At 70.9% G+C, this 21,139-nt stretch carries 21 protein-coding genes; 12 read left to right on the forward strand and 9 right to left on the reverse strand.

Translation table 11 applies throughout. The annotated features are described in order from the left end of the window. Window positions 1–18 precede the first annotated feature (18 nt). From OOK38_RS08955 to OOK38_RS08980, 6 genes are all read right to left on the reverse strand, one after another. Window positions 19–636 (reverse strand): RNA polymerase sigma factor, encoded by a 618-nt coding sequence (locus OOK38_RS08955; RefSeq protein ID WP_266848313.1) that lies wholly within the window; start codon window positions 634–636, stop codon window positions 19–21. A 312-nt stretch (window positions 637–948) separates the two neighbouring features. Continuing rightward, window positions 949–1,329, reverse strand: coding sequence for a hypothetical protein (locus OOK38_RS08960; RefSeq protein WP_266761988.1), 381 nt, complete (start codon window positions 1,327–1,329; stop codon window positions 949–951). Between the two features lie 168 nt (window positions 1,330–1,497). Next, entirely contained in the window at window positions 1,498–2,070 is a 573-nt protein-coding gene (locus OOK38_RS08965) for a hypothetical protein (RefSeq protein ID WP_266761986.1), read from the reverse strand. A gap of 86 nt (window positions 2,071–2,156) precedes the next feature. Then, entirely contained in the window at window positions 2,157–2,660 is a 504-nt protein-coding gene (locus tag OOK38_RS08970; RefSeq protein WP_266848315.1) for a hypothetical protein, read from the reverse strand. A 97-nt stretch (window positions 2,661–2,757) separates the two neighbouring features. Beyond that, window positions 2,758–3,561 (reverse strand): DUF4328 domain-containing protein, encoded by an 804-nt coding sequence (locus OOK38_RS08975; RefSeq protein WP_266761982.1) that lies wholly within the window; start codon window positions 3,559–3,561, stop codon window positions 2,758–2,760. A 154-nt stretch (window positions 3,562–3,715) separates the two neighbouring features. Then, on the reverse strand, window positions 3,716–5,287 hold the full coding sequence (locus OOK38_RS08980; protein WP_266765822.1) for a glycoside hydrolase family 20 protein: 1,572 nt from the start codon (window positions 5,285–5,287) through the stop codon (window positions 3,716–3,718). 433 nt (window positions 5,288–5,720) lie between these two features. Between OOK38_RS08980 and OOK38_RS08985 the strand changes: the two genes are divergently transcribed. The 6 genes from OOK38_RS08985 to OOK38_RS09010 all read left to right on the forward strand — a co-directional run bounded on the left by OOK38_RS08985 (window position 5,721) and on the right by OOK38_RS09010 (window position 10,669). Then, the gene (locus tag OOK38_RS08985) at window positions 5,721–6,293 is read left to right on the forward strand and encodes a 2-oxo-4-hydroxy-4-carboxy-5-ureidoimidazoline decarboxylase (protein ID WP_266849319.1); all 573 of its coding nucleotides are present in this window, start codon (window positions 5,721–5,723) and stop codon (window positions 6,291–6,293) included. A 167-nt stretch (window positions 6,294–6,460) separates the two neighbouring features. Then, window positions 6,461–6,841, forward strand: coding sequence for a succinate dehydrogenase, cytochrome b556 subunit (sdhC, locus tag OOK38_RS08990; RefSeq protein ID WP_266761980.1), 381 nt, complete (start codon window positions 6,461–6,463; stop codon window positions 6,839–6,841). A 5-nt stretch (window positions 6,842–6,846) separates the two neighbouring features. Continuing rightward, window positions 6,847–7,338 carry a succinate dehydrogenase hydrophobic membrane anchor subunit gene (locus OOK38_RS08995; protein ID WP_266761979.1) on the forward strand — a complete coding sequence of 164 codons (492 nt, stop codon included), beginning with the start codon at window positions 6,847–6,849 and terminating at the stop codon, window positions 7,336–7,338. Window positions 7,339–7,361: 23 nt separating this feature from the next. Next, the gene (sdhA, locus tag OOK38_RS09000) at window positions 7,362–9,116 is read left to right on the forward strand and encodes a succinate dehydrogenase flavoprotein subunit (RefSeq protein ID WP_266848317.1); all 1,755 of its coding nucleotides are present in this window, start codon (window positions 7,362–7,364) and stop codon (window positions 9,114–9,116) included. Next, window positions 9,116–9,895 carry a succinate dehydrogenase iron-sulfur subunit gene (locus OOK38_RS09005; protein WP_266761976.1) on the forward strand — a complete coding sequence of 260 codons (780 nt, stop codon included), beginning with the start codon at window positions 9,116–9,118 and terminating at the stop codon, window positions 9,893–9,895. Before sdhA ends, OOK38_RS09005 begins: the two co-directional genes overlap by 1 nt. Before the next feature lie 162 nt (window positions 9,896–10,057). Next, entirely contained in the window at window positions 10,058–10,669 is a 612-nt protein-coding gene (locus OOK38_RS09010; RefSeq protein WP_266761974.1) for a Uma2 family endonuclease, read from the forward strand. On the opposite strand, the gene OOK38_RS09015 is transcribed toward OOK38_RS09010, so the two are convergent. Together OOK38_RS09015 and OOK38_RS09020 are read right to left on the reverse strand one after the other, a co-directional pair. Further along, window positions 10,670–13,135: a DUF4132 domain-containing protein gene (locus tag OOK38_RS09015; protein ID WP_266848319.1), complete on the reverse strand. Its 2,466-nt coding sequence runs from the start codon at window positions 13,133–13,135 to the stop codon at window positions 10,670–10,672. It abuts the gene before it with no gap. Further along, window positions 13,132–13,524 carry a hypothetical protein gene (locus OOK38_RS09020; protein WP_266848321.1) on the reverse strand — a complete coding sequence of 131 codons (393 nt, stop codon included), beginning with the start codon at window positions 13,522–13,524 and terminating at the stop codon, window positions 13,132–13,134. Before OOK38_RS09020 ends, OOK38_RS09015 begins: the two co-directional genes overlap by 4 nt. Window positions 13,525–13,694: 170 nt before the next feature. Here OOK38_RS09020 and OOK38_RS09025 point away from each other — a divergent pair, with 170 nt between their 5' ends. The 4 genes from OOK38_RS09025 to OOK38_RS09040 all read left to right on the forward strand — a co-directional run bounded on the left by OOK38_RS09025 (window position 13,695) and on the right by OOK38_RS09040 (window position 16,028). Continuing rightward, window positions 13,695–14,111 (forward strand): VOC family protein, encoded by a 417-nt coding sequence (locus tag OOK38_RS09025; RefSeq protein WP_266761970.1) that lies wholly within the window; start codon window positions 13,695–13,697, stop codon window positions 14,109–14,111. A gap of 148 nt (window positions 14,112–14,259) precedes the next feature. Next, the gene (locus OOK38_RS09030) at window positions 14,260–14,667 is read left to right on the forward strand and encodes a hypothetical protein (RefSeq protein WP_266761969.1); all 408 of its coding nucleotides are present in this window, start codon (window positions 14,260–14,262) and stop codon (window positions 14,665–14,667) included. Window positions 14,668–14,672: 5 nt separating this feature from the next. Further along, window positions 14,673–15,188 carry a thiol-disulfide oxidoreductase DCC family protein gene (locus OOK38_RS09035; protein ID WP_266848322.1) on the forward strand — a complete coding sequence of 172 codons (516 nt, stop codon included), beginning with the start codon at window positions 14,673–14,675 and terminating at the stop codon, window positions 15,186–15,188. 162 nt (window positions 15,189–15,350) lie between these two features. Beyond that, window positions 15,351–16,028, forward strand: coding sequence for a TetR/AcrR family transcriptional regulator (locus tag OOK38_RS09040; protein ID WP_266765820.1), 678 nt, complete (start codon window positions 15,351–15,353; stop codon window positions 16,026–16,028). 77 nt (window positions 16,029–16,105) lie between these two features. On the opposite strand, the gene OOK38_RS09045 is transcribed toward OOK38_RS09040, so the two are convergent. Further along, on the reverse strand, window positions 16,106–18,520 hold the full coding sequence (locus tag OOK38_RS09045; protein WP_266849321.1) for an MMPL family transporter: 2,415 nt from the start codon (window positions 18,518–18,520) through the stop codon (window positions 16,106–16,108). A 164-nt stretch (window positions 18,521–18,684) separates the two neighbouring features. Between OOK38_RS09045 and OOK38_RS09050 the strand changes: the two genes are divergently transcribed. Beyond that, a complete protein-coding gene (locus OOK38_RS09050; protein ID WP_266761965.1) occupies window positions 18,685–19,374 on the forward strand; it encodes a response regulator transcription factor in 690 nt (229 codons plus the stop codon). Next, window positions 19,371–20,825 carry a HAMP domain-containing sensor histidine kinase gene (locus tag OOK38_RS09055; protein WP_266848324.1) on the forward strand — a complete coding sequence of 485 codons (1,455 nt, stop codon included), beginning with the start codon at window positions 19,371–19,373 and terminating at the stop codon, window positions 20,823–20,825. Before OOK38_RS09050 ends, OOK38_RS09055 begins: the two co-directional genes overlap by 4 nt. Window positions 20,826–21,139: the final 314 nt, after the last annotated feature.

Raw genomic sequence — 21,139 nt, forward strand, 5'->3', positions numbered from 1 at the left:
GCCTGCGGGACATCGCGCTCATCCCGACTCCCCCAGCGTCCGGGGCTCCTCATCCGTCACACCCGTGACGCCGAGCTGACGCGCGAGCCTCTTCAGGCCCCGGTAGGCGGAGGTGCGCACCGCGCCGGGGCGCTTGCCGAGCACGCGCGCCGCGGCGGGTCCGTCGAGGCCGACGACCACCCGCAGGAGCACGGCCTCGGCCTGGTCGCGCGGCAGTCCCGCGACCAGTTCCAGGGCGTACTCGGTGGACAGGCTCTCCAACGCCTCGTCGTGCGTGCTGTGCCTGCCGGGCAGGTCCAGCACGTCCTGCTCGATGGCGGTTCCCCGGGGCCGCACCTTCAGCCGGCGCAGATGGTCCAGTGCCCGGTGCCGGGCGATGGTCGCGGTCCAGCCGCGGAACCCGCCGCCGTCGCCACGGAACCGTCCCAGATCCCGCGCGATCTCCAGCCAGGCGTCGGAGGCCACGTCCTCCGCGTCGTCGCCGACGATCCCGCGCAGATAGCCGAGCAGTCCGGGCTGCACGATCCGGTACGCGACCGCGAAGGCGGCCTCGTCCCCGTCCTGCGCCCGCGCCACGGCCACGCCCAGTTCCGCGTCGTACGGCTGCGCGCGGCGGGGTTCCCCTCCCTGGCCCAACACTGTCCTCGTTCGCACCGAGTTCGCCCGAATATGTCCGGCCGGCGCGGTCGGCCGCGTCGGCACCCCCATGGTCATCAGCGTCGGGCCCCAAGGAAATGTCACAGTGCGTCAGAGGAGCCACCCGGCCCAGGCGGATCACCGACCACGGGCAGCAGGTGACCACGGAGCCGGAACACCCGTGCCCGCGGCCCTGGTTCACCTCACTCGACGTCGAACCAGGGCCTGCCGACGGCCCCGTGCGCGACCCAGCCGGCGAAGCGGGGCTCGGCGGTGGTGTTCCTGGACTCGGCGAGGCTTCGCGGCCGCGGCCTAACGCGTGGCCTCCCGGCACAGAAGTCGCAGGGAGCCGTCGCCCGCGTAGCAGCGGCGGGCCTCCTCGATCGGGTCCCAGAGCCGCCCGTCGGGTGTGCGCAGCCAGTGTTCGCCGCCGGTCTCCCACCACTCGGCGCCGGTCTGACGGGCGACGACCTCGCCGGCGTACGCCCCGAATCCGCGCAGCACGCTCTCGACGGCGGCGTACGGCGCGCCGTCCCGGCGTATCTCCTCGATCATGCGGTCGACCCGCCACAGGCTCTGCCCCGAGTAGTCGAGGCGCAGCCGGGCACCCTCGCGCATGGTCGCGACCGTGTCGGCCGCCCAGCGAACGGGCTTCGTCGCAGCTGAGGGCCTGGTTGCTTGAGTTGCGTTCACACCCGGTAAAGCGTGAGGGCAGCCGGATTCGTCACCCGTCCGGACAAGGGTTCGCGACACCGGCCCAGGACCGCCATCTCCGCCCCGGGACCGTCACAGGAACCCCGCAGGAACGAGGTTTGGGCGCGCCGGGGCCGCACCCCGCCTCCGGCGCACCCGCGTCCCTGTCTACGCCCGTCCGCGCGCCCTGCGCGACACCACCGCCCGCAGCACACGTCGCCCCTCCGTCGACGCGTCCAGCGCGAGCCGCAGTCCGCCCGTGCCGTGTTCCGCGAGCAGTTCCAGGATGACGACCTGACGGCGCAGCTCGGCGGCCACGAGCGGGGACATGCCCTCCGTACGCCCCTCGCGGCGAGCCGTCACACAGGCCTCGGCGTCGTCGGCGTGGTCGAGGAACCGGTGCACCTGCAGCGCCGCCACCGAGCAGGCGTCCGCCCAGGCACGGAGTTCGTCCCCGGAGGGCTCCGTGGGGACGGCGTCGAGCATGCGGCGGGCGAGTACGGCGGCCTGGTCCTCGTCGGTCACGGCCGGCTCGGGGTCCTCCGCGTCCAGCTTGGCCCGCGCCTGCTCCAGACGCGTTCCCCACTCGGCCCAGGTGTCCGCCTCCGCGAGGCTCGCCCACAGGGGCCGCAGGACATCGTCGTCTCCGCCCAGCAGCGGTACGCACCGATCCAAACAAGCCAGACCGCTCGCCGCCAGACCTCGCTCGTCCGCCTGAGCGATCAGTTCCACCAGACTCATCACGACTCCCTCGAAATGCCTCGACAGGGCGCCCTTGCCTCACGGAGCCCGCACTTCCCCTTACTGCGTGCAACGGTCCAGGAGTGTCACAGTGGCACCACCCCGAGCCGGTCGAGGAACTGGAAGAACAGGTTTTCGGCCAACTGCTCGGGCTCGGCGTCCAGCACGTCGAGGAGCGGCCCGACCGCCACGGAACGCCCGGCCTCGGCGGCCCAGGCGACCGCGCGCTCGGCCGCGTCGGCAGGCTCCAGGAAGTAGTCGTCGACGCCGAGTCCGCCCTCGGCGCCCGCGAGGTAACCGGCCATCGCGGCCCGTGCGAGACAGGTGGTCCACGCGCCGCCCGACGGCGCCGCCGCCTCGACGGCCACACAGTCGCTGTCCATGACGTATCCGAAGAGGGCGGGCGCGCCGGTCTCCCGGGCGAGCGCGTTCATGTTCCCGATCCCGCCGTCGCCGCTCGCGTACTCCCACACCTGCCAGCCGCCGGGCGCCGTGGCCCGCGCCACCAGGCCCGGCGCCCCGGCCAGAGCGATCGTCTCCGCGAGCGGCGCCTCGCTTCTGCCCACGACGTAGTAGCCCCAGTAGCCCATACCGGTTTCCCCCCGGGTGTGTCGGTTTCGGCGGCTGGGGCCGAATACACCACAGGGGTGTGGGGGTTGGCCAGCGAAACGGACGAATCGGCGCGCGTCAGACGCCGTGCGCGCCCGGCCCTTCGTGCGCCTTCCGGTCCTGCATGCGGGTCAGCCTCAGCACGACGAGGATCGCGACACCCGCGGCCACGATGTCGAACAGGTCGGCGAAAATGACCTGGCCGACGGCGTCCTGGATCTCCTGGGCGGTCTCGGCCTTGCGGTACGCGGTGAAGCCGGCCCGGTCGGCGATCAGGCCGATGATCCAGAAAGTCCACCAGGCGTTGACGAGCCCGTGCCCGCTCCGGGCACCGGCGGGGCCGCTCGCGTCCCAGATGTCCAGCATGATCCGGCGCGGGAACCACAGGTTCACCACCGGGACGAACCAGCCCCAGCCCGCCCAGGCCCGGGACTTCGTGTGCCCGAACGGATTGAAGACCTCGGCGTTGACGCGGACCCGCAGGAACCAGATCAGGTAGACGACGACGGCCGCCACGAGCGTCGCCATCTGCGCGTATCCGGCGGCGGCGTAGAGCGAGTCCGCGTGAGCGGCCCGCCGCTGAACGGCGTCACCGAACTCGCCGTCCGCAAGGGCGCCCGACACGGCGAGCATCGTGTTGTCCGCCCAGAGCGCGAAGAGGTCCGCGGCGATCACCAGGCCGAGCAGCGCGGCGGTGGCCTTTCCGAGGGCGACCGGCGAGCGCAGCCAGGCAGCGCCGTGCGGCGACGCGAGCGGCGGCAACGGCGGCAGTGGCGCCCCGGGGTACGGCGCGACGGGTCCCTGCGGCATGGGCTGCGGCGGGACGGGTCCCTGCTGCACGGGCTGCGGCGGGACGGGTCCCTGCGGTGGCGGCACGGTCATGAAAACCCCCCAGACGTGCCGTCACCGAGGTGACGACACAGGAAACCGGGCGCGCCCCTCCTCAGGGGTCACGCCCGGCATACGAACAAGTATCCGGAAGATACGGTTCGGCGCGTCGCCGCGTCCAGCCCGTTCCCGACGCGTCGGTCCCGGCTCAGCCGAGCCGGTTCGCGAGTGTTCTGAACTCCGGCCAGGACAGGGCGGGCTTGCGCGGATCCCACAGCTTCTGGGTCAGGGCGCGCAGCGGCATGCGGATGCCGGCCGCGACCTGGTCCTGCGTCTGCGATCCCGCGAGGTCGCACCAGACGGCGAAGGACGCGCCGAGGATCTGGGGGTCGTACTTCGCGGGGACCGGTGTCGTGCCGCGCAGGACGAGGGGGGTCCACTGCTCGTAGATGCGCTGGCCCGTCGGGTAGACGAAGGTCTGGGGTTCGCCGAGGACGTAGTAGAGGAACTCGTCGTTGTAGTTGATGACCTTGCGGCCCGTGCTCAGGTACGCGACCGGCGGCCGGGCCCCGATCTCCTTGCCGGTCCAGTACGCCACCTGGAGATCGCTGTCCGCCTGGACGGTGCCCCCGCTGAAGATGCCGTCGTTCCAGACCCGCGCTGTCCGGTCGTGCCCGTGGACCACCTTGGCGCGGTCGTTCAGCCAGCCGGTCGCGAGGTCGGCGACGCTCGCGCCCGCTCCGTACTTGCTCCGGGCCGCGGTGGCCAGCTGCGGGAAGGACGCCGCCGGGTTCGCCACCGTCAGGGCCTGGTACTCGTCGCCGCCGAGGTGCCAGTAGGCGCCGGGGAAGAGGCCCGCGTACTCGTTGAGCAGCTCGTCGACGATCTTCGCCGCGGCCGGCTTGGAGATGTCCACGGCGCCGCGCGTGGGGACCCCCGACACATTGCGCAGTTGGAGGTCGGGGTGCGCCGCGATGACCGCGCCGAGGTGTCCCGGCGAGTCGATCTCGGGCACGACGGTGATGTGCCGGCTCGCCGCGAGGGCGAGGATCCTGCGCACCTCCGCCTTCGTCAGATGCTGCTGCGACACGATCTCGGGGTGCGTGTCGGACTGGATGCGGAAACCCTGGTCGTCGGAGAAGTGCAGGCCGAGCTGGTTGTACTTCAGGTCCCCGAGCTCGCGCACCCGGTCCTCGATCCAGGCCGCCGTGAAGTGCTTGCGCGCGATGTCCAGCATGAACCCGCGGAACGGCTTCGCGGGCCGGTCGCGTACGACGCCCTCCGGCGCCGTACCTCCGCCGTGCACCTCTTGTTTGAGGGTGCGCGTGCCGTAGAAGACACCGGTCTCGGCGGGCCCGGTGATGGTGGCCCGGCGGTTCTTGACGGTGAGGGTGTACGACTCCGGGCCGGCGCTTCCCTTGTCGAGGCCCAGCGCGACATCGCCGGCCTTGGCGCCCGTCTTCCCCGCGTACTTCAGCTTGAGCTCACCGGCGAGCAGCTTGCCCTCGTCGGCGAGGCCGTCGTTGTTCACGACCACCCGGGCACCGGCGGCCGGGCGCCAGCCGGGACCGCGGGCCGCGGTGTGCTCCCGTACGGCGGGGATGGTCGAAGGGGCCCGGGAGAGCGCGTAGCTCCGGGTCGGCGAGGGACTGGCGGCGGGCGACACGCCGGCGGTCACGGCCTTCGACCGGTCGCCGGCCGGCACCCCCGCCCCGGCCGGCTGCCCGTCGCCGCCGGGCCAGACCGCCACGGCCACCGCGACGACGCCGGCGACCGCCAGACCGCCCGCGGCGAGCCCGGCCCGGCCGCTCCGCCCGGTCTGCCATGTCCGCCGCCGCGGCGCCCGCCGCCTGCCACCACTCACTCCGCAACCCTCATTTCGCCCTGCTCATCCGTCACGCTCATGGCGCCGCGCTCATGTCGCCACCGGGGTCCGTTCCCCCATCCAGGTGTACTCCTCCATCGGGAAGTCCACCTCTCCAGCCCCTCCGCACCACCGTGAACTCTGCCCCGGCCGTCACCGCGACCGTCCACCCCACGCTCCGAAACTCTCCCGTGCGGGTGAAATCCGGGCATCCGTCGGACAGGTCTCGACACATCTCGATAGCGTGAGCGGCACACCTTTCACTTCTCCCCCTGCCGAAACACACGTACCGCGCGCACGTCACGCTCACTGACCTCGCGCGTCTCCATCCCACCGCCGAGGACCCACGCTGACGTCGCACCGTCTCCCACGCCTCCCCGGCCAGGTCGCCCTCCCCGAGCAGAAGAGCGCGGCGCCGTCCCCGGCCCGCCTCGACGGATTCAACTCCGCACCCGTCGATGTGGTCACCCGCGCCCTGCTCACCTGCTGCCGCAGCCTGCGCTGGGCCCTTCGCCTGGCCGACCACCGCCCCTACCCGGATCTCGGCGCCCTGCTGGCCGCGGCCGACGAGGCGGCGTACGACCTGACCTCGGCCGACGTGGCCGAAGCCCTGGCCGGCGAATCGCTCACGCCGCTCCCGGACGGCGCGTACTCCGCCGCCCACACCGCGCTGAGCGCCGCGCACGCCGCGTACGAGAGTCGATTCGGACATGTGTTCGTCATCTGTCTGGACGGATTCGCCGCCGGGGAGGCACTCGACCAGGTGCTCGCCGGCATCCGGTCGCGGCTCACGCACGACCCCGAGGAAGAACGGGTCATCACCGCCGACGAGCTGCGCAGACTGGCCCGCGGCCGGCTGGCCCGACTCGTGCGCCAGTTCGCCGACGAACCGCGACCCACCGACATCAGGCGCCCGCAATAGCCCGAACGTGCCTGATTGATTGCCAGTTTGATCACATTGATAGGGCCGCTGTAAGCGTTCCGACAACACGTCGCTACGATGGCCGGGGCCGGTGGACCGTACCCGGCCGGGCCCGACCGACAGAGAAGCCGGCGCGGCCCCAATCCCCGCTCCCGGAGGGTTCTTCCGTGCCGGCTGGAACGCTGTACCGCGGCCGGGAAGGAATGTGGTCCTGGGTGGCTCATCGAGTCACCGGCGTCCTCATCTTCTTCTTCCTGTTCGTACACGTCCTGGACACCGCTCTCGTCCGTGTCTCCCCCGAGGACTACGACAAGGTCGTGTCCACGTACAAGACGCCGATCGTCGCGCTGCTGGAGTACGGCCTCGTCGCCGCCATCCTCTTCCACGCGCTCAACGGCCTGCGTGTCATCGCCGTCGATTTCTGGTCCAAGGGCCCGCGCTACCAGAAGCAGATGCTCTGGTCCGTCGTCGGTATCTGGGTCGTGCTGATGTTCGGGGCTCTGTACCCCGTCCTCGGTCACGCATTCCGCGAAGTGTTCGGGAGCTGACGCAGATGTCCACTACTGACACCGCCGCTTCCGGCATCGGCCCCGTAGAGGGCGCCGGAGAGTTCTCGGCCTACAGCGTCGACAACCCGGCCCCGTTCATCGAGGCCCCCCGCAAGCGCACCAAGAAGACCCCGAAGTCCACCCGCGGCAACTTCGAGATGTACGGCTGGCTCTTCATGCGCCTGTCCGGCATCGTCCTGGTCGTCCTGGTCATCGGCCACCTGCTCATCCAGCTCGTCCTCGACGGCGGCGTCTCCAAGATCGGCTTCGCCTTCGTGGCCGGCCGGTGGGCGAACCCGTGGTGGCAGGTCTGGGACCTCGCGATGCTGTGGCTCGCCATGCTGCACGGCGCCAACGGCCTGCGTACCGTCATCAACGACTACGCGGAGCGCGCGGGCACGCGCCTGTGGCTGAAGGGCCTGCTGTACACCGCCACGGTGTTCACGATTCTGCTGGGCACGCTGGTGATCTTCACCTTCGACCCGAACATCCGCTAGGCACGGGGCTGAGGCAACCACTCATGAAGATCCACAAGTACGACACCGTCATCGTCGGCGCCGGCGGCGCCGGCATGCGCGCCGCCATCGAGTCGACGAAGCGCAGCCGCACCGCCGTGCTGACGAAGCTCTACCCCACCCGCTCCCACACGGGCGCCGCGCAGGGCGGCATGGCCGCCGCGCTCGCCAACGTGGAAGAGGACAACTGGGAGTGGCACACCTTCGACACAGTCAAGGGCGGTGACTACCTGGTCGACCAGGACGCCGCCGAGATCCTGGCGAAGGAGGCCATCGACGCGGTCCTCGACCTGGAGAAGATGGGCCTCCCGTTCAACCGGACGCCCGACGGGACGATCGACCAGCGCCGCTTCGGCGGTCACTCCCGCAACCACGGCGAGGCCCCGGTCCGCCGGTCCTGCTACGCCGCGGACCGCACCGGTCACATGATCCTCCAGACGCTGTACCAGAACTGCGTGAAGGAGGGCGTGGAGTTCTTCAACGAGTTCTACGTCCTCGACCAGCTGATCGTCGAGGTCGACGGCGTCAAGCACTCGGCGGGCGTCATCGCCTACGAGCTCGCGACCGGCGAGATCCACGTCTTCCAGGCGAAGGCCGTGATCTACGCGTCCGGCGGCACCGGCAAGTTCTTCAAGGTGACCTCCAACGCGCACACCCTGACGGGTGACGGCCAGGCGGCCGTCTACCGTCGTGGGCTGCCGCTGGAGGACATGGAGTTCTTCCAGTTCCACCCGACCGGCATCTGGCGCATGGGCATCCTGCTGACGGAGGGCGCCCGCGGTGAGGGCGGCATCCTCCGCAACAAGGACGGCGAGCGCTTCATGGAGAAGTACGCGCCGGTCATGAAGGACCTCGCGTCCCGTGACGTCGTGTCCCGCTCCATCTACACGGAGATCCGCGAGGGCCGCGGCTGCGGTCCCGAGGGCGACCACGTCTACCTCGACCTCACGCACCTCCCGCCGGAGCAGCTGGACGCCAAGCTGCCCGACATCACGGAGTTCGCGCGGACCTACCTCGGCATCGAGCCCTACACGGACCCGATCCCGATCCAGCCCACCGCGCACTACGCCATGGGCGGCATCCCGACGAACGTCCAGGGTGAGGTCCTCTCGGACAACACCACCGTCGTTCCGGGCCTGTACGCCGCCGGTGAGGTCGCCTGCGTGTCGGTGCACGGCGCCAACCGCCTCGGCACGAACTCGCTGCTGGACATCAACGTCTTCGGGCGCCGGGCCGGCATCGCGGCCGCGGAGTACTCGGCGAAGGCCGGCTACCTCGAGCTGCCCGAGGACCCGGCCTCCCAGGTCGTGTCCCAGGTCGAGCGTCTGCGCAACTCCACGGGCACCGAGCGGGTCGCCGACATCCGCCGTGAGCTCCAGGAGTGCATGGACGCCAACGTGATGGTGTTCCGCACCGAACAGACCATCAAGACGGCGGTCGAGAAGATCGCGGAGCTGCGCGAGCGTTACCTCAACGTCTCGGTCCAGGACAAGGGCAAGCGGTTCAACACGGACCTCCTCGAGGCCATCGAGCTGGGCAACCTGCTCGACCTGGCCGAGGTCATGGCCGTGTCCGCGCTCGCCCGCAAGGAGTCCCGCGGCGGTCACTACCGCGAGGACTACCCGAACCGCGACGACGTCAACTTCATGCGCCACACCATGGCGTACCGCGAGGTCGGCGACGACGGCACCGAGTCGATCCGTCTCGACTACAAGCCGGTCGTCCAGACCCGCTACCAGCCGATGGAGCGTAAGTACTGATGGCTACTCCCACTCTGGACAAGGCGGACGCCGCCGGCGCACCCGAGCCCGGTTTCGGCGACTCCCCCTACATCACCGCCACGTTCCGCATCCGCCGGTTCAACCCGGAGGTCTCGGCGGAGTCGGTCTGGGAAGACTTCCAGCTCCAGATCGACCCCAAGGAGCGTGTCCTCGACGCGCTGCACAAGATCAAGTGGGACCAGGACGGGACGCTCACGTTCCGCCGCTCCTGCGCGCACGGCATCTGCGGCTCGGACGCCATGCGGATCAACGGCAAGAACCGTCTCGCCTGCAAGACGCTGATCAAGGACCTCAACCCCGACAAGCCGATCACGGTCGAGGCGATCAAGGGTCTGACGGTCCTGAAGGACCTCGTGGTCGACATGGACCCGTTCTTCCAGGCGTACCGCGACGTGATGCCGTTCCTCATCACGAAGGAGACCAACGAGCCGACGCGCGAGCGCCTGCAGTCGGCCGAGGACCGCGAGCGGTTCGACGACACGACCAAGTGCATCCTGTGCGCGGCGTGCACGTCGTCCTGCCCGGTGTTCTGGAACGACGGCCAGTACTTCGGCCCGGCCGCCATCGTGAACGCCCACCGCTTCATCTTCGACTCGCGTGACGAGGCGGGCGAGCAGCGCCTGGAGATCCTGAACGACAAGGACGGCGTGTGGCGCTGCCGCACGACGTTCAACTGCACGGACGCCTGCCCCCGAGGCATCGAGGTCACGAAGGCGATCCAGGAAGTGAAGCGCGCCCTGATCACGCGTCGCTTCTGAGGTCTTCCTCTTCAGCCTGTACGTCGTGTGGGCCCCGCTTCCTCCGGGAGCGGGGCCCACACGCGTGCGGAGCCACGAATTGGTGAAACGGACCGATCAGGGCTCAGGGCTGCCGACCGGCCTACGATGATGCTCTCGACACCAGCCCACAGGAGGCACGTGATGTCCGCAGCATCCGTCGAGCGGCCCCACGACGACCGTCCGCTGATCGCGGAGGCGAACCGTCTCATGGACCGCACCCCGGGCTACCGCGTCGAGATCATCGGAGGCCAGATCCTCGTATCCCCGCCGCCGGACGGTGCCCACGCCAGCGCGCTGACCAACCTCATGCTCCCGTTCCTGGCAGCCGGATTGCACGGAGCGGAGTCACAGGTGCTCCAGGGCGTCGGGCTCTGGCTGCCGTCCGGCGCGGAGGACTACGCCGTCCCCGACCTTGCTCTGGTGGACGCCGACTTCCAAGAGCACCTCGTCGAGAACAACTGCTACGACCCCATTGCCTTCCGCTTCGTCCTGGAAGTCACGTCCAGCAACTACGAGTCCGATCTGCGCACCAAGGTCTCCGCGTACGCCGGCGCCGACGTGCCCGTGTACGTCATCGTCGACCGCAAGCACCAGCGCCTCCACGTGCTCACCGACCCGGCCGAGGGCGGATACGGCAACCACCGCATCCACGCCCCCGGCGAGATCGTCACTCTCCCCGACTCCCTCGGCGCCAAGGTGACCCTCGACGTGGCCGAGATCCTCGCAGCGGGCGGCCCCGAACCGGCTTCCTGATCACAGCTGGCTCAGGATCGTCGGATCCGTGATCCTCATGTCGTCCGCCAGCAGCATCGCCTTGCTGAGGATCACCGCCAGCATCCGGTCACCCTCGAACGGGAGGCGGCCGGGCTGGAGGCCTCCCGGCGCGGGCTTCGGGACGATGCACAGGTACTGGTCGTTCGGGCTCATCAGGATGTTGCCCGAGCCCAGGTGGATCCGGTACGTGTGGCGCTCGCCCTTCACGTGCAGGAAGCGGCCCTCCAGTGAGCAGCGGTCGGCTATCGCCAGGCGGGGGATCAGACGGTCCAGCAGGGTGCGGCGGGTCTGCGCGGTCTCGGTCAGTTCGCCGAAGCCGTACGAGGTCCAGTAGTCCTGGAAGCGACCGCCGGGGCCGCCGTCCTGCCAGGTCGGGTCGTTGCCGACACTGGCGACTCCGACGAACAGGTCGACGTCGCGCAGGACTTCGGAGAGGACGAGGGGCGGTATCGCGGTGAGGGGCAGCGGCTCCACCGGGTCCTCGCCCTCACGCAGCCGCATGCGGTACTCACCGCCGTAGCAGTGCGCCGAGTTCTCGGGGGCGTCCAGCGGATAGAAGCGCACCTGGTCGGTGCGCAGCCGCAGATAGCTGCCGGACTCGGTGGTGTCGTCGCCGTACTCGCCTTCGCCCTCGATCCAGTACTCCGCGCGCAGACCCCACCGGGGCAGTTCCCGGGTCGCCGGGGGCGCCTCGTCGTCGACGCAGAGGCGCAGCTTGTTGCGCCAGCCCCTGATGGCGGCGAGGGAGTTGAACTGGTGCTGGCGCACGAAGTGTGCGGCGAAGCGGTTCGAGTACGTGCCCGTCGCGCGCTCGGCGTCGGTGAGGAGGTACACCTCGCGGTGGGCCTGCTTGAAGGGCTGGGTGATCTCGTGCCGCTCCAGCCAGTCCCGCCAGGCGACGACCTCGGCGGGCTCACGCTCGACGGGGTGCCAGAGGGCGACCTCCTCGCCTCCCTTCACCGGGTCGTCGGTGAGGGTGGACAGCTCGCCGTTCGCGAACCCGACCGGTGTGCCGTCGACCGTCCACAGGAGCCGGCGGGCGAGGGTGCCGACGAGCGGGTGGTCGAGGCAGCGCTCGCGCCAGGTGTCGTACGCCCAGTTGCGCCGGGCGAGGAACTGCCGGTCCAGGCGCTCTGCCTGCGCCGACAGCATCCTGTCGATGTCCTTGACGGCCGCTCTCAGATCCTTGAGCTCCTCGGCATGGTCGCGGCGCACGGCGGCGGGCACGCTCTTGACGGCCTTGCCGGTCGCGTTGCGCCAGCTCAGCACGGCGCGTGAGCCCTGGATGTCGACGAGGGCGGTGACCTCTCCGAGGTCGTGACGGGCGTGCCCCACCTCGCCGAGTCCGTACGCCGGGACGGCCAGTTCCTCGATCTCCTCCCGGCTCAGCCCGAGGGCGGTGGCCCGCGCCTGAAGCGCGCCGTCGAGGAGCTTCGCCGTGTTCTTGTACGTCACCCGGGTGGCGAGCCTGGCCAGTTCGGCGAGGGCGGACTCGCCGTCGAGCCGGGACAGCGCGAACACACCGGCGTTGGCGACCTTGGGGTTGCGCGGGCCGAGTCCCGCGACCTTCTTCAGGGAGGTCTCGACGAGCGCGCCGAGGGCCCGGGCGGTGGCGGGGTGGGGCGGCAGGAGGGAGACCAGCCAGGCCAGGCCGCGCAGGGCGTTGGCGTTGAAGGGGTCGTAGACGGTGTTGACGTCCACCCCGTACCCCGGACCCTCCAGCGGGAGGGTCCGGGGGCGGCCGACGAGGGCGAGCCAGGACACCGCGGCGGCGCGGACACTGCCGTCGCCCAGGGGTTCGACGAGGGCGCGGGCCCGCTTGTCCCACCTGGCGGAGGGCTTGGAGGCGGTGGCGCCCGTCAGGTGGGCCAGCAGTGCCTGCCAGTCGGGGGCGGAGCCGTCCCGCATGGCCTGCTCGGCCCATTCCTCACCGACGTTCAGGACGGGCTCCGTGACCTTCTTCATCAACTCCACGACGTACTCGGGGTGGTAGGCGTCCACGCCCGTGCGGCGGAACGCCGCGACGACGGCGGGAGTCAGCCGCCGGCCGGCCGCCAGCTCGGCCTCGGCCAGTACGTCCATCCGCGCCCCGTACCCGTAGTCGTACTGCCGGCCGAGTGCGTCGAGCTGCTGCCGCCGCTCGCCGGCGAGCGGGTCCGCGGGAAGGCCGCGGGAGACAACGCCGAGCAGGGTCAGCACGTTGATCCGGGCGACGGATTTCCTGCCGACCGAGTGGTAGCGCTCCACCAGCGCGTCGGCCAGCCTCGTCCGCTGCTCGGCGGGCAGCGCCCGCACCACGTCGAGAACCTCGTCCCAACCCCCGCCCCAGTGGTTTCTGTTGGCCGCGGCGATCTTGAGGAGCTCGGTGGCGAGCTCTCCCATGTCGCCCTCGGCCACCCGCTCACGGATCCGCTGCCCCCACCGCCCGGTGCCGCTCATCGTCATCCCCCGACCAGCGCGACGAGCTTGAGGAAGGTGACCTCGGTGCCCAGGGTCACCTCGATCTCCTCGTCGAGTTCGGTCACCTGGTGTTCCCCCACGAGCACCAGAAAACCGTTCCCCGCGAAGGCCTTGAGCGCCGCCTCGCTCTGCGCCTCGGGGTCTATCCGGCGGGGCGTGCGCAGCGCGTAGCCGTTCAGCACCCGCTCGGTGTCCTCCGGCTGCACGAGCCCCTGGAACACCCCCGGCGTCCACGAGTTGTACTCGGCGACCTCCTGGAAGACCCGTCGCCGGATCAGCTCGCGCAACGTGAGCCGCCCCTCGTCGATCACGAGCCCCCAGCCCGTGCCCCGGTCCCCACTGGTCGTCTCGTCGACGAACATCACCGTTCCCATGCCGACGACAGTACGAGCCGCCACTGACAACGGGTCATCGAGCGCTGGCCCGCCGCTCCGGTCCGGCACGGGCACGGTTCCCGGGCCCGACTCCCCTCAACGGGTGATCACATGTTCGGCCCGCGGTCGGGCCCGCACCACCCGTCCCCGGCAGTCCCTAATCTGATGGCATGTCAGATGACGTGTCATACGAGCTTCTCGGACTCGACAACGTGCTGCTGCCCGTCGGGAACCTCGGCGAGGCCGTGGGCTTCTACGAGCGCGCGGGGTTCCCGCCGGCCTTCCGGCTCGACGAGGCCGGCATCGCGGTGCTGAAGGTCGGCAAGGAGACGCCGGGCGTGCTGCTGCGACTGGACGACGAGCTGAGCCACCGGCCGCCGCCATGGGCGTCGCCACGGCTGTGGGTGGAGGTGGCGGACGCCCGGGCCGCGGCCCGCTCACTGACCGCCGCCGGGATCACCCCCCTCGACGAGCCCTTCTCCGGCGCCACCGGCTGGACCGTCGAGATCGCCGACCCCTGGGGCAACGTCATCGGCCTGACGGACTACACCAAGCGCCCCGAACTGGCCCGCAGGGCCCAGCGGTAGCCCCGGCAGCCCCGCGCGCGCCGCCTCTGGACACCGTGCGGCGCGAGCACGGGGGACGCCCTCGCGGGATCCGACTTGAACATGTTCAAAAGCAGGTCTACATTCATCCCAGACAGCGTTTTGAACGCGTTCAAGAAGGGGTGGGGACATGGACCTCACGGTCGTCGCGTACGTCATCTATCTGCTGGTCAGCATCGCGCTGACGGTCTGGGTGGCACGCACGCTGAGCCACAACGGGCGGATCTTCCTGGCGGACGTACTGCACGGGAACGAGAAGCTCGCCGACGCGGTGAACCATCTGCTGGTGGTGGGCTTCTACCTCGTCAACCTGGGCTTCGTCGCGCTCTATCTGCACCAGAGCGACGAGATCTCCAACGCCCGCGAGATCTTCGAAGCCCTGTCGACCAAGCTGGGCGTCGTCCTGCTGGTGCTCGGGGTCATGCACCTGGGGAACGTGTACGTGCTCAACAAGATCCGGCGGCGGGGTGTCATGGAGCGGGAGCAGACGCCGCCGGTGCAGCCGACGGACTGGATCGCCCCCGCGGCCGGGGCGTGAGACCGATGGCCGGCATCACAGCCACCCGGGACCGGGGCGCCGCGCGCGTCCCGGTCCTCGGGCTCACCGTCCTCTACGACGCGCGCTGCTCGCTGTGCGCCTTCCTGAAGCACTGGCTCGCCCGGCAGGCGCAGCTCGTCCCGCTCCGGTTCGTCCCCGTGGGTTCCGAAGAGGCCCGGCGGCGCTTCCCGCGCCTCGATCACCGGGCCACCCTGAGCGAGATCACCGTGGTGGGAGACAGCGGGCAGGTGTACCAGGGAGCCGCCGCCTGGGTCGTCGCCCTGTGGGCGCTGCGCGAGTACCGGGCGCTGGCCCATCGGCTGAGCACCCCCGCGGGTGCCAGGCTGGCCAGGGGCGCGACCCTCGCCGCCGCCAAGTGGCGCGAGGCCCAGGCGTCCGAACGATGGGGCGGTGGCGCGTACCACTGGGGCGACGGGTGGAGCTACGACCCGACCGCGGGATGGACGTACGTACCCCCCGCCTGCGACAGCGGCGAATGTTCCACCGCTCCCACTCGTTAGGCTCGTCCCGTGCCAGCACCGACAGACAGCCCCGGCCCCATCGGGTCCTCCGAGTCCTCCCGTGCCTCCGAGCCCTCCACGCCCTCCGTACCGGCGGACAAGGAGGCGGCGAAGAGCCCCGCCAAGAGCGAGCAGACCCGGGCCCTGATCCTGGAGACGGCGATGCGGCTCTTCCAGGAGCGGGGGTACGACAAGACGACGATGCGGGCCATCGCCAAGGAGGCCGGGGTCTCCGTCGGGAACGCGTACTACTACTTCGCCGGCAAGGAGCACCTGATCCAGGGCTTCTACGACCGGATCGCCGCCGAGCACCAGGAGGCGGTCCGGGAGGTGCTGGACCGCGAGACGGACCTGGAGGCCCGGCTGGGCGGCGTCCTGAAGGCATGGCTGGACATCGCCACGCCCTACCACGAGTTCGCGGTGCAGTTCTTCAAGAACGCCGCCGACCCGGACAGCCCGCTCAGCCCCTTCTCCCCCGAGTCGGAGCACGCGCGCTTGGAGGCCATCAGCGTCCACCGGGAGGTGCTGGCCGGGGCGAAGACCAAGGTGCCCGAAGAACTGCGCGACGTGCTGCCCGAGTTGATGTGGCTCTCCCAGATGGGGCTCGTCCTGTACTGGGTCTTCGACCGTACGGAGGGCCGCGAGCGCAGCTACCGGCTCGCCGAGCGGGGCGCGCGCCTCACCGCGCGCGGCGTCTCGCTCTCCCGGTTCCGTCTCCTGCGGCCCCTCGTCCACGAGGTGCACGAACTGTTCACGGACTTCCTGCCGGGGATGACGAAGGCCCTGCCCGACCCGGCCAGGAAGAAGGACCGGGAGTCGGGGCGCCCGCCGAAGGAGTAAGGAGTGAGGAGCGCCCGCCGGGCAGCCCTTGCCCGGCGGGCACCCCTCACCTCGGACGGTTCTCGCGTCCGGCGGTCTCAGCTGACCGCGTCGGCGTCCACCTCGCCCTCCGCCAGCTCCACGTCGTACACGAGCGGTTCGTCCGTGACGATCACGTGCCGGGCCCGCGCCCCGTACGAACGGGCCGTCGCCGACAGCAGATACGTCCCCGGAGCCGGGACCGAGACGATGTACGAACCGTCGGCCAGCGAGGTCACACGGTCCAGTTGACGGCCGCCCTTGGACAGCAGCGTGAGGACGGCTCCGTCGACGGGCACGCCCTCCGCGTCGCGGACGAAGCCGTGGACGGCCGACGCGCCGCCCTCGGCGGGAACGGCGCCCTCGGACGGCGCCTCGGCCGGCTCCACCGCGAGGTGCGGCAGCCGCTTCTCCAGGCCCGCCGGCAACCACCAGTTGGAGTTGCCCAGCAGGTGCATCGCGGCCGGCACCAGGGCCGTACGGAGGATGAAGGCGTCCAGGGCCACCGCGGCCGCGAGGCCGACGCCCGCCATCGCCGCTCCCGAGTCGCCGCTCAGGACGAAGGCGAGGAAGACGCACACCATGATCAGGGCGGCGGAGTTGATGACCCGGCCGGTCTCGGCCAGTCCGACCCGCACCGCGCGGGCGTTGTCCTTCGTGTGCACCCATTCCTCGTGCATGCGGCTCACCAGGAACACCTGGTAGTCCATGGAGAGGCCGAACAGGAGCGACAGCATGATGACGGGCAGGAAGGCGTTGATCGGGCCCTCCTTGCCCAGGCCGAGCAACTCCAGGCCCCAGCCCCACTGGAAGACGGCGACGAGGACGCCGAAGGACGCGGCGGCGGCGATCAGGTTCATCAGCGCGGCCGTCAGCGGGACCACCAGGGAGCGGAAGGCGATCAGCAGGAGCAGGAAGCCGAGCCCTATGATCGTGGCGACGAAGTACGGCAGCCGGTCACCGGTGATCGTGGCGAAGTCCTTCGACACGGCGGTGACACCACCCACGTGGGCCTGCGCCCCCGCGTCCGGGATCACCCGGTCCCGCAGAGTGTCGATCAGCCGGTCGGTCTCCTCCGACTGCGGTGACGTCGTCGGCACCACCTGGATCACCGTCACGCCGTGCGCGGGCGGCAGCGCGGCGGCCTGCGCGACTCCGGCGGTGCCGCCGATGCTCTTCACCAGGGCGTCCGTGTCGCCGCCGGTCACGACCACCTGCAAGGGGCCGTTGAAGCCGGGCCCGAATCCCTCGGCGAGCAGGTCGTACGCCTGACGGGTCGTCGTGGTGGCGTCGTCGTTGCCCTGGTCGGTGGCGCCGAGACGCAGCGACAGGACCGGGATCGCGAGGATCGCCATCACGGCCAGGGCGATGGCCGCGATCGTACGGGGGCGGCGCTGCACACTCGTCGACCAGCGCGCCGCGGCACCGCTCGCCCGCTCCGGCTCGGGCCCCCGCGCCGCCAGGGTGCGCCGCTGGCGGCGGCTCAGCACCCGGGTGCCGAGAAGGCCGAGGAGCGCCGGCAGCAGGGTGGTGGCCGCGAGCACGCTGAACACGACGGTGAGGGAGGTGCCGATGACCACGCCGTCCAGGAAGCGGAGGTTCGTCACGAGCATGCCCGCGAGCGCGATGCACACCGTGCCGCCCGCGAACAGCACCGCCCTGCCCGACGTGTTGAGGGCGACGACGGCCGACTCCTCGGGCGCCAAGCCGCGCAGGATGCCGCGCCGGTGCCGGGTGACGATGAACAACGCGTAGTCGATGCCGACGCCGAGGCCGATCAGGGTGGCCAGCAGCGGGGCCAGGTCCGGGATGTCCGTGGCGTGGCTGAGCAGCTGCGTGGAGAACAGCCCCGTACCCACGCCGAAGATCGCGATGCCGATCGGCAGCAGCATGGCGAAGAGCGAGCCGAAGGCGAGGAAGAGGACGACGGCCGCGGCCAGGATGCCGACCATCTCGGCGAGCCCGGTGGGCGGTTCCTGGACACGCTGGATCGCCTGGCCGCCCAACTCGACCTGGAGTCCACCGCGTTCGGCGTCCCGCGCGAGGTCGACGACGTCCTGCACCAGCTCCTTGGGCACGGCGTTCGCCTGTTCGGCGAAGGTGATCTGCGCGTACGCGATCGTGCCGTCACGGCTGATCTGCGCGGCGCCCCCCTTCCCCTCGTACGGACCCGCGACCTGGCCCACGCCCTTCATACCGGCGATCTCGTCCAGCACGGGCTGGATCCGGGAACGCACGGACGCGTCCCTGACCGTGCCCTCGTCGACCTTCCAGACCACCGTGTCGGTGTCCCCCGCGCTGTTCGGGAAGGCCTTCTCCATCTGGTCGTACGCGCGCTTGGAGTCCGTGTTCGGGAGGGAGAAGACGTTCGCGTAGTCCGTGCCCGCGGTGGTCGCCGCGAAGCCCAGACCGAACAGTGCGCCCACCCACAGCAACAGGACCACCAGCCGGTGCCGATAGCACCACCGTGCCAATACCGCCACGTTCAACGCTCCTTAGTCGGGTCGGTCGGTCCCCCAGGTCCTGGCACCAGGATTGGCGGCGGCGCGCGTGCGGGGACACGACCCGCCCATGACTCTCAAGGAACTCCAAGGCGCGAACCGACCCCGCTGCCGGTGGCCCCGCCGATACTGGGGGCATGACCGCTCACGAGGGAGCCACCGTCCTCGTCGTCGAGGACGAGCCGAGCATCGCGGACGTCCTGACCATCGCGCTGCGCTACCACCGCTTCGAGGTGATGGCCGCGGGCACCGTCCGTGAGGCGCTCGCGCTCGCCGAGCGCACCCGTCCCGACGCCGCACTGCTCGACGTGATGCTCCCGGACGGCGACGGCCGGGCTCTCGGCCGTGAACTGCGCCTGCGGCAGCCCGAGTTGGCCGTCGTCTTCTTGACCGCGCGGGACGCGCCCGCCGAGATCGTCGGAGCGCTCGGCTTCGGCGACGACTACATCACCAAGCCGTTCAACATCGACGAGGTCGTCGCCCGGATCACCGCCGTCCTGCGCCGTACGCGGCCCGACGACGTCCTGCCGCAGCGCCCGCCCCTGCGCTACGGCGATCTGGAGCTGGACGAGACGACGTACAGCGTCCACCGCGCGGGCACCACGGTCGAGCTCACCCCCACCGAGTACGCCCTGCTGCGCTTCCTCGTCCGCAACGGCGGGCGGATCGTCCCCAAGGAGCAACTCCTGCGCCACGTATGGCAGTACGAGCACTCGGCCGAGTCGACCGTGGTGGAGACGTACATCAGCTACCTGCGGCGCAAGCTCGAACCGCTGGGGCCGCCGGTGATCCAGACCCGCCGGGGCGTCGGATACGGACTCGCGTGAGTCTGCTCGTCCGGCCCGGATTCCGCTTCCCGCGCTGCAAGCACGGCGTCCACTCGCTGCGCGGCCAGCTGACCCTGGCGAACGTGGGACTCCTGGCCCTGGGCATCGTGGTGGCGACCGCCGTGAGCCTGATGGGCATGCGGCACTACCTGCTCGACCAGGTGGACGCGCAGCTCGCCAAGACCCGTGAGTCGCTGGGTGTTTCACAGCTCACCATGAGCCAGATCGACTCACTGAGCGCCCTCGCGTTCGTACGGGACCGGATCGGGCCCGCGGTGGACGAGTCACCGAAACCGGACTCGCTCTTCGTGGCCGTCGACCGGCGGGGCGAGGCGATCGAGGTGGCCGGCTTCGAACCCACCGCCACACAGCGCGCGTTCGCGGCCGCCGTCGACGACCCGGGCGCGCTCGCCCGCGACAGCGAGCCGCGCGACATCACCGTGCGCGGCGCCGACTACCGGGCGACCGGGGGACGGCTCGCCGACGGGACGTACGTCCTGTTCGCCGCCTCGACCGACGGACTGCACAAGGGCATCGCGAAGGCGCTCAAGCTCGATCTGACCGTGGGTACCGGGCTGTTGGCGCTGCTCGCGTGCCTGACGATGTTCAGCGTGCGCCGCCGGATGCGCCCGCTGGAGGCCATGGTGGAGACCTCGTCGGCGATCGCCGAAGGGGATCTGACCCGGCGCGTGCCCTCCAGCCATCATCCGACCCAGGAGGTCGAACAGCTGCGGCTCGCGCTCAACTCCATGCTGCACCAGGTCGAGTCGGCCTACCGGACGCGAGAACACAGCGCGGCCCAGCTGCGCCGGTTCGTCGGGGACGCCTCGCACGAGCTGCGCACACCGCTGGCGGCGATACGCGGCTACCTCCAGCTGTACGAGAAGGGGATGCTGACCGACCCCGTCGAGCGCAGGCGGGCCTGGGACCGGATGAACGGGGAGGCCGACCGTATGGGCCGGCTCGTCGACGAGCTGCTCACCCTGGCCCGCCTCGACCAGCGGCCCGAACTGCGCTTCAGGAACGTCGACCTGAGCCGGCTCGTGCGGGACGCGGCCGCGGACCTGCGCGCCCAGCAGCCGGGCCGCCCGGTGACCGTGGGCGCGGACGGCACGCTGCTCGTGCAGGCCGACGAGTCGGGGCTGCGGCAGGTGCTGGGCAATCTCGTGGGCAACGTACGCACCCACACGCCCGACGACGTGCCGGTACGGCTCGGGCTCGAGCGCGCGGACGGTGCCGTACGGCTGTGTGTCGCGGACAAGGGTCCCGGGCTCCCGGAAGAGGACGCGGCGCGCGTCTTCGACCGCTTCTTCCGGGCCGGCGGCGGCGCGGGCAGCGGACTCGGCATGGCGATCGTGCAGGGAGTGGTGCGTGCCCACGGGGGCACGGTCACGGTACGAACGGCGCCCGGCGAGGGCCTGTCGGTGACGGTGACACTGCCGGTGCGATGACGCGGCGGACGCCGGTGCGGTGAGGCGGCGGACACCGGTGGAGTGACGCGGCGGACGCCGGTGCGGTGAGGCGGCGGACGCCGGTGGAGTGACGCGGCGGACGCCGGTGCGGACGGCGCCCGGCGAGGGCCTGGCGGAGACGGTGACACTGCCGGTGCGGTGACGCGGCGGACGCCGGGGGGTGACGGTGACACTGCCAATGGGGTGAGGCGGCGGACGCCGGTGAGGGGACGCGGGGGACGCCGGTGGGGGACGGCGGCGTCTCGGGGCCGGTGGTACCGCCGAGCCTGCCGTGCGGGCCGGGACGGCCTCGC

Origin of the sequence: Streptomyces sp. NBC_00568 (assembly GCF_026341855.1) — a bacterium.
In the GTDB taxonomy this organism is placed as follows: Bacteria; Actinomycetota; Actinomycetes; order Streptomycetales; family Streptomycetaceae; genus Streptomyces.

Bases quoted from the DNA above. Each gene is read 5' to 3' on its own strand.
- OOK38_RS08965 (WP_266761986.1), bottom strand. From the start codon at position 2,070: ATGAGTCTGGTGGAACTGATCGCTCAGGCGGACGAGCGAGGTCTGGCG.
- OOK38_RS08970 (WP_266848315.1), bottom strand. From the start codon at position 2,660: ATGGGCTACTGGGGCTACTACGTCGTGGGCAGAAGCGAGGCGCCGCTC.
- OOK38_RS08975 (WP_266761982.1), bottom strand. From the start codon at position 3,561: ATGACCGTGCCGCCACCGCAGGGACCCGTCCCGCCGCAGCCCGTGCAG.
- OOK38_RS08995 (WP_266761979.1), top strand. From the start codon at position 6,847: ATGTCCACTACTGACACCGCCGCTTCCGGCATCGGCCCCGTAGAGGGC.
- sdhA (WP_266848317.1), top strand. From the start codon at position 7,362: ATGAAGATCCACAAGTACGACACCGTCATCGTCGGCGCCGGCGGCGCC.
- OOK38_RS09005 (WP_266761976.1), top strand. From the start codon at position 9,116: ATGGCTACTCCCACTCTGGACAAGGCGGACGCCGCCGGCGCACCCGAG.
- OOK38_RS09010 (WP_266761974.1), top strand. From the start codon at position 10,058: ATGTCCGCAGCATCCGTCGAGCGGCCCCACGACGACCGTCCGCTGATC.
- OOK38_RS09015 (WP_266848319.1), bottom strand. From the start codon at position 13,135: ATGACGATGAGCGGCACCGGGCGGTGGGGGCAGCGGATCCGTGAGCGG.
- OOK38_RS09020 (WP_266848321.1), bottom strand. From the start codon at position 13,524: ATGGGAACGGTGATGTTCGTCGACGAGACGACCAGTGGGGACCGGGGC.
- OOK38_RS09025 (WP_266761970.1), top strand. From the start codon at position 13,695: ATGTCAGATGACGTGTCATACGAGCTTCTCGGACTCGACAACGTGCTG.
- OOK38_RS09030 (WP_266761969.1), top strand. From the start codon at position 14,260: ATGGACCTCACGGTCGTCGCGTACGTCATCTATCTGCTGGTCAGCATC.
- OOK38_RS09035 (WP_266848322.1), top strand. From the start codon at position 14,673: ATGGCCGGCATCACAGCCACCCGGGACCGGGGCGCCGCGCGCGTCCCG.
- OOK38_RS09040 (WP_266765820.1), top strand. From the start codon at position 15,351: ATGCGGCTCTTCCAGGAGCGGGGGTACGACAAGACGACGATGCGGGCC.
- OOK38_RS09050 (WP_266761965.1), top strand. From the start codon at position 18,685: ATGACCGCTCACGAGGGAGCCACCGTCCTCGTCGTCGAGGACGAGCCG.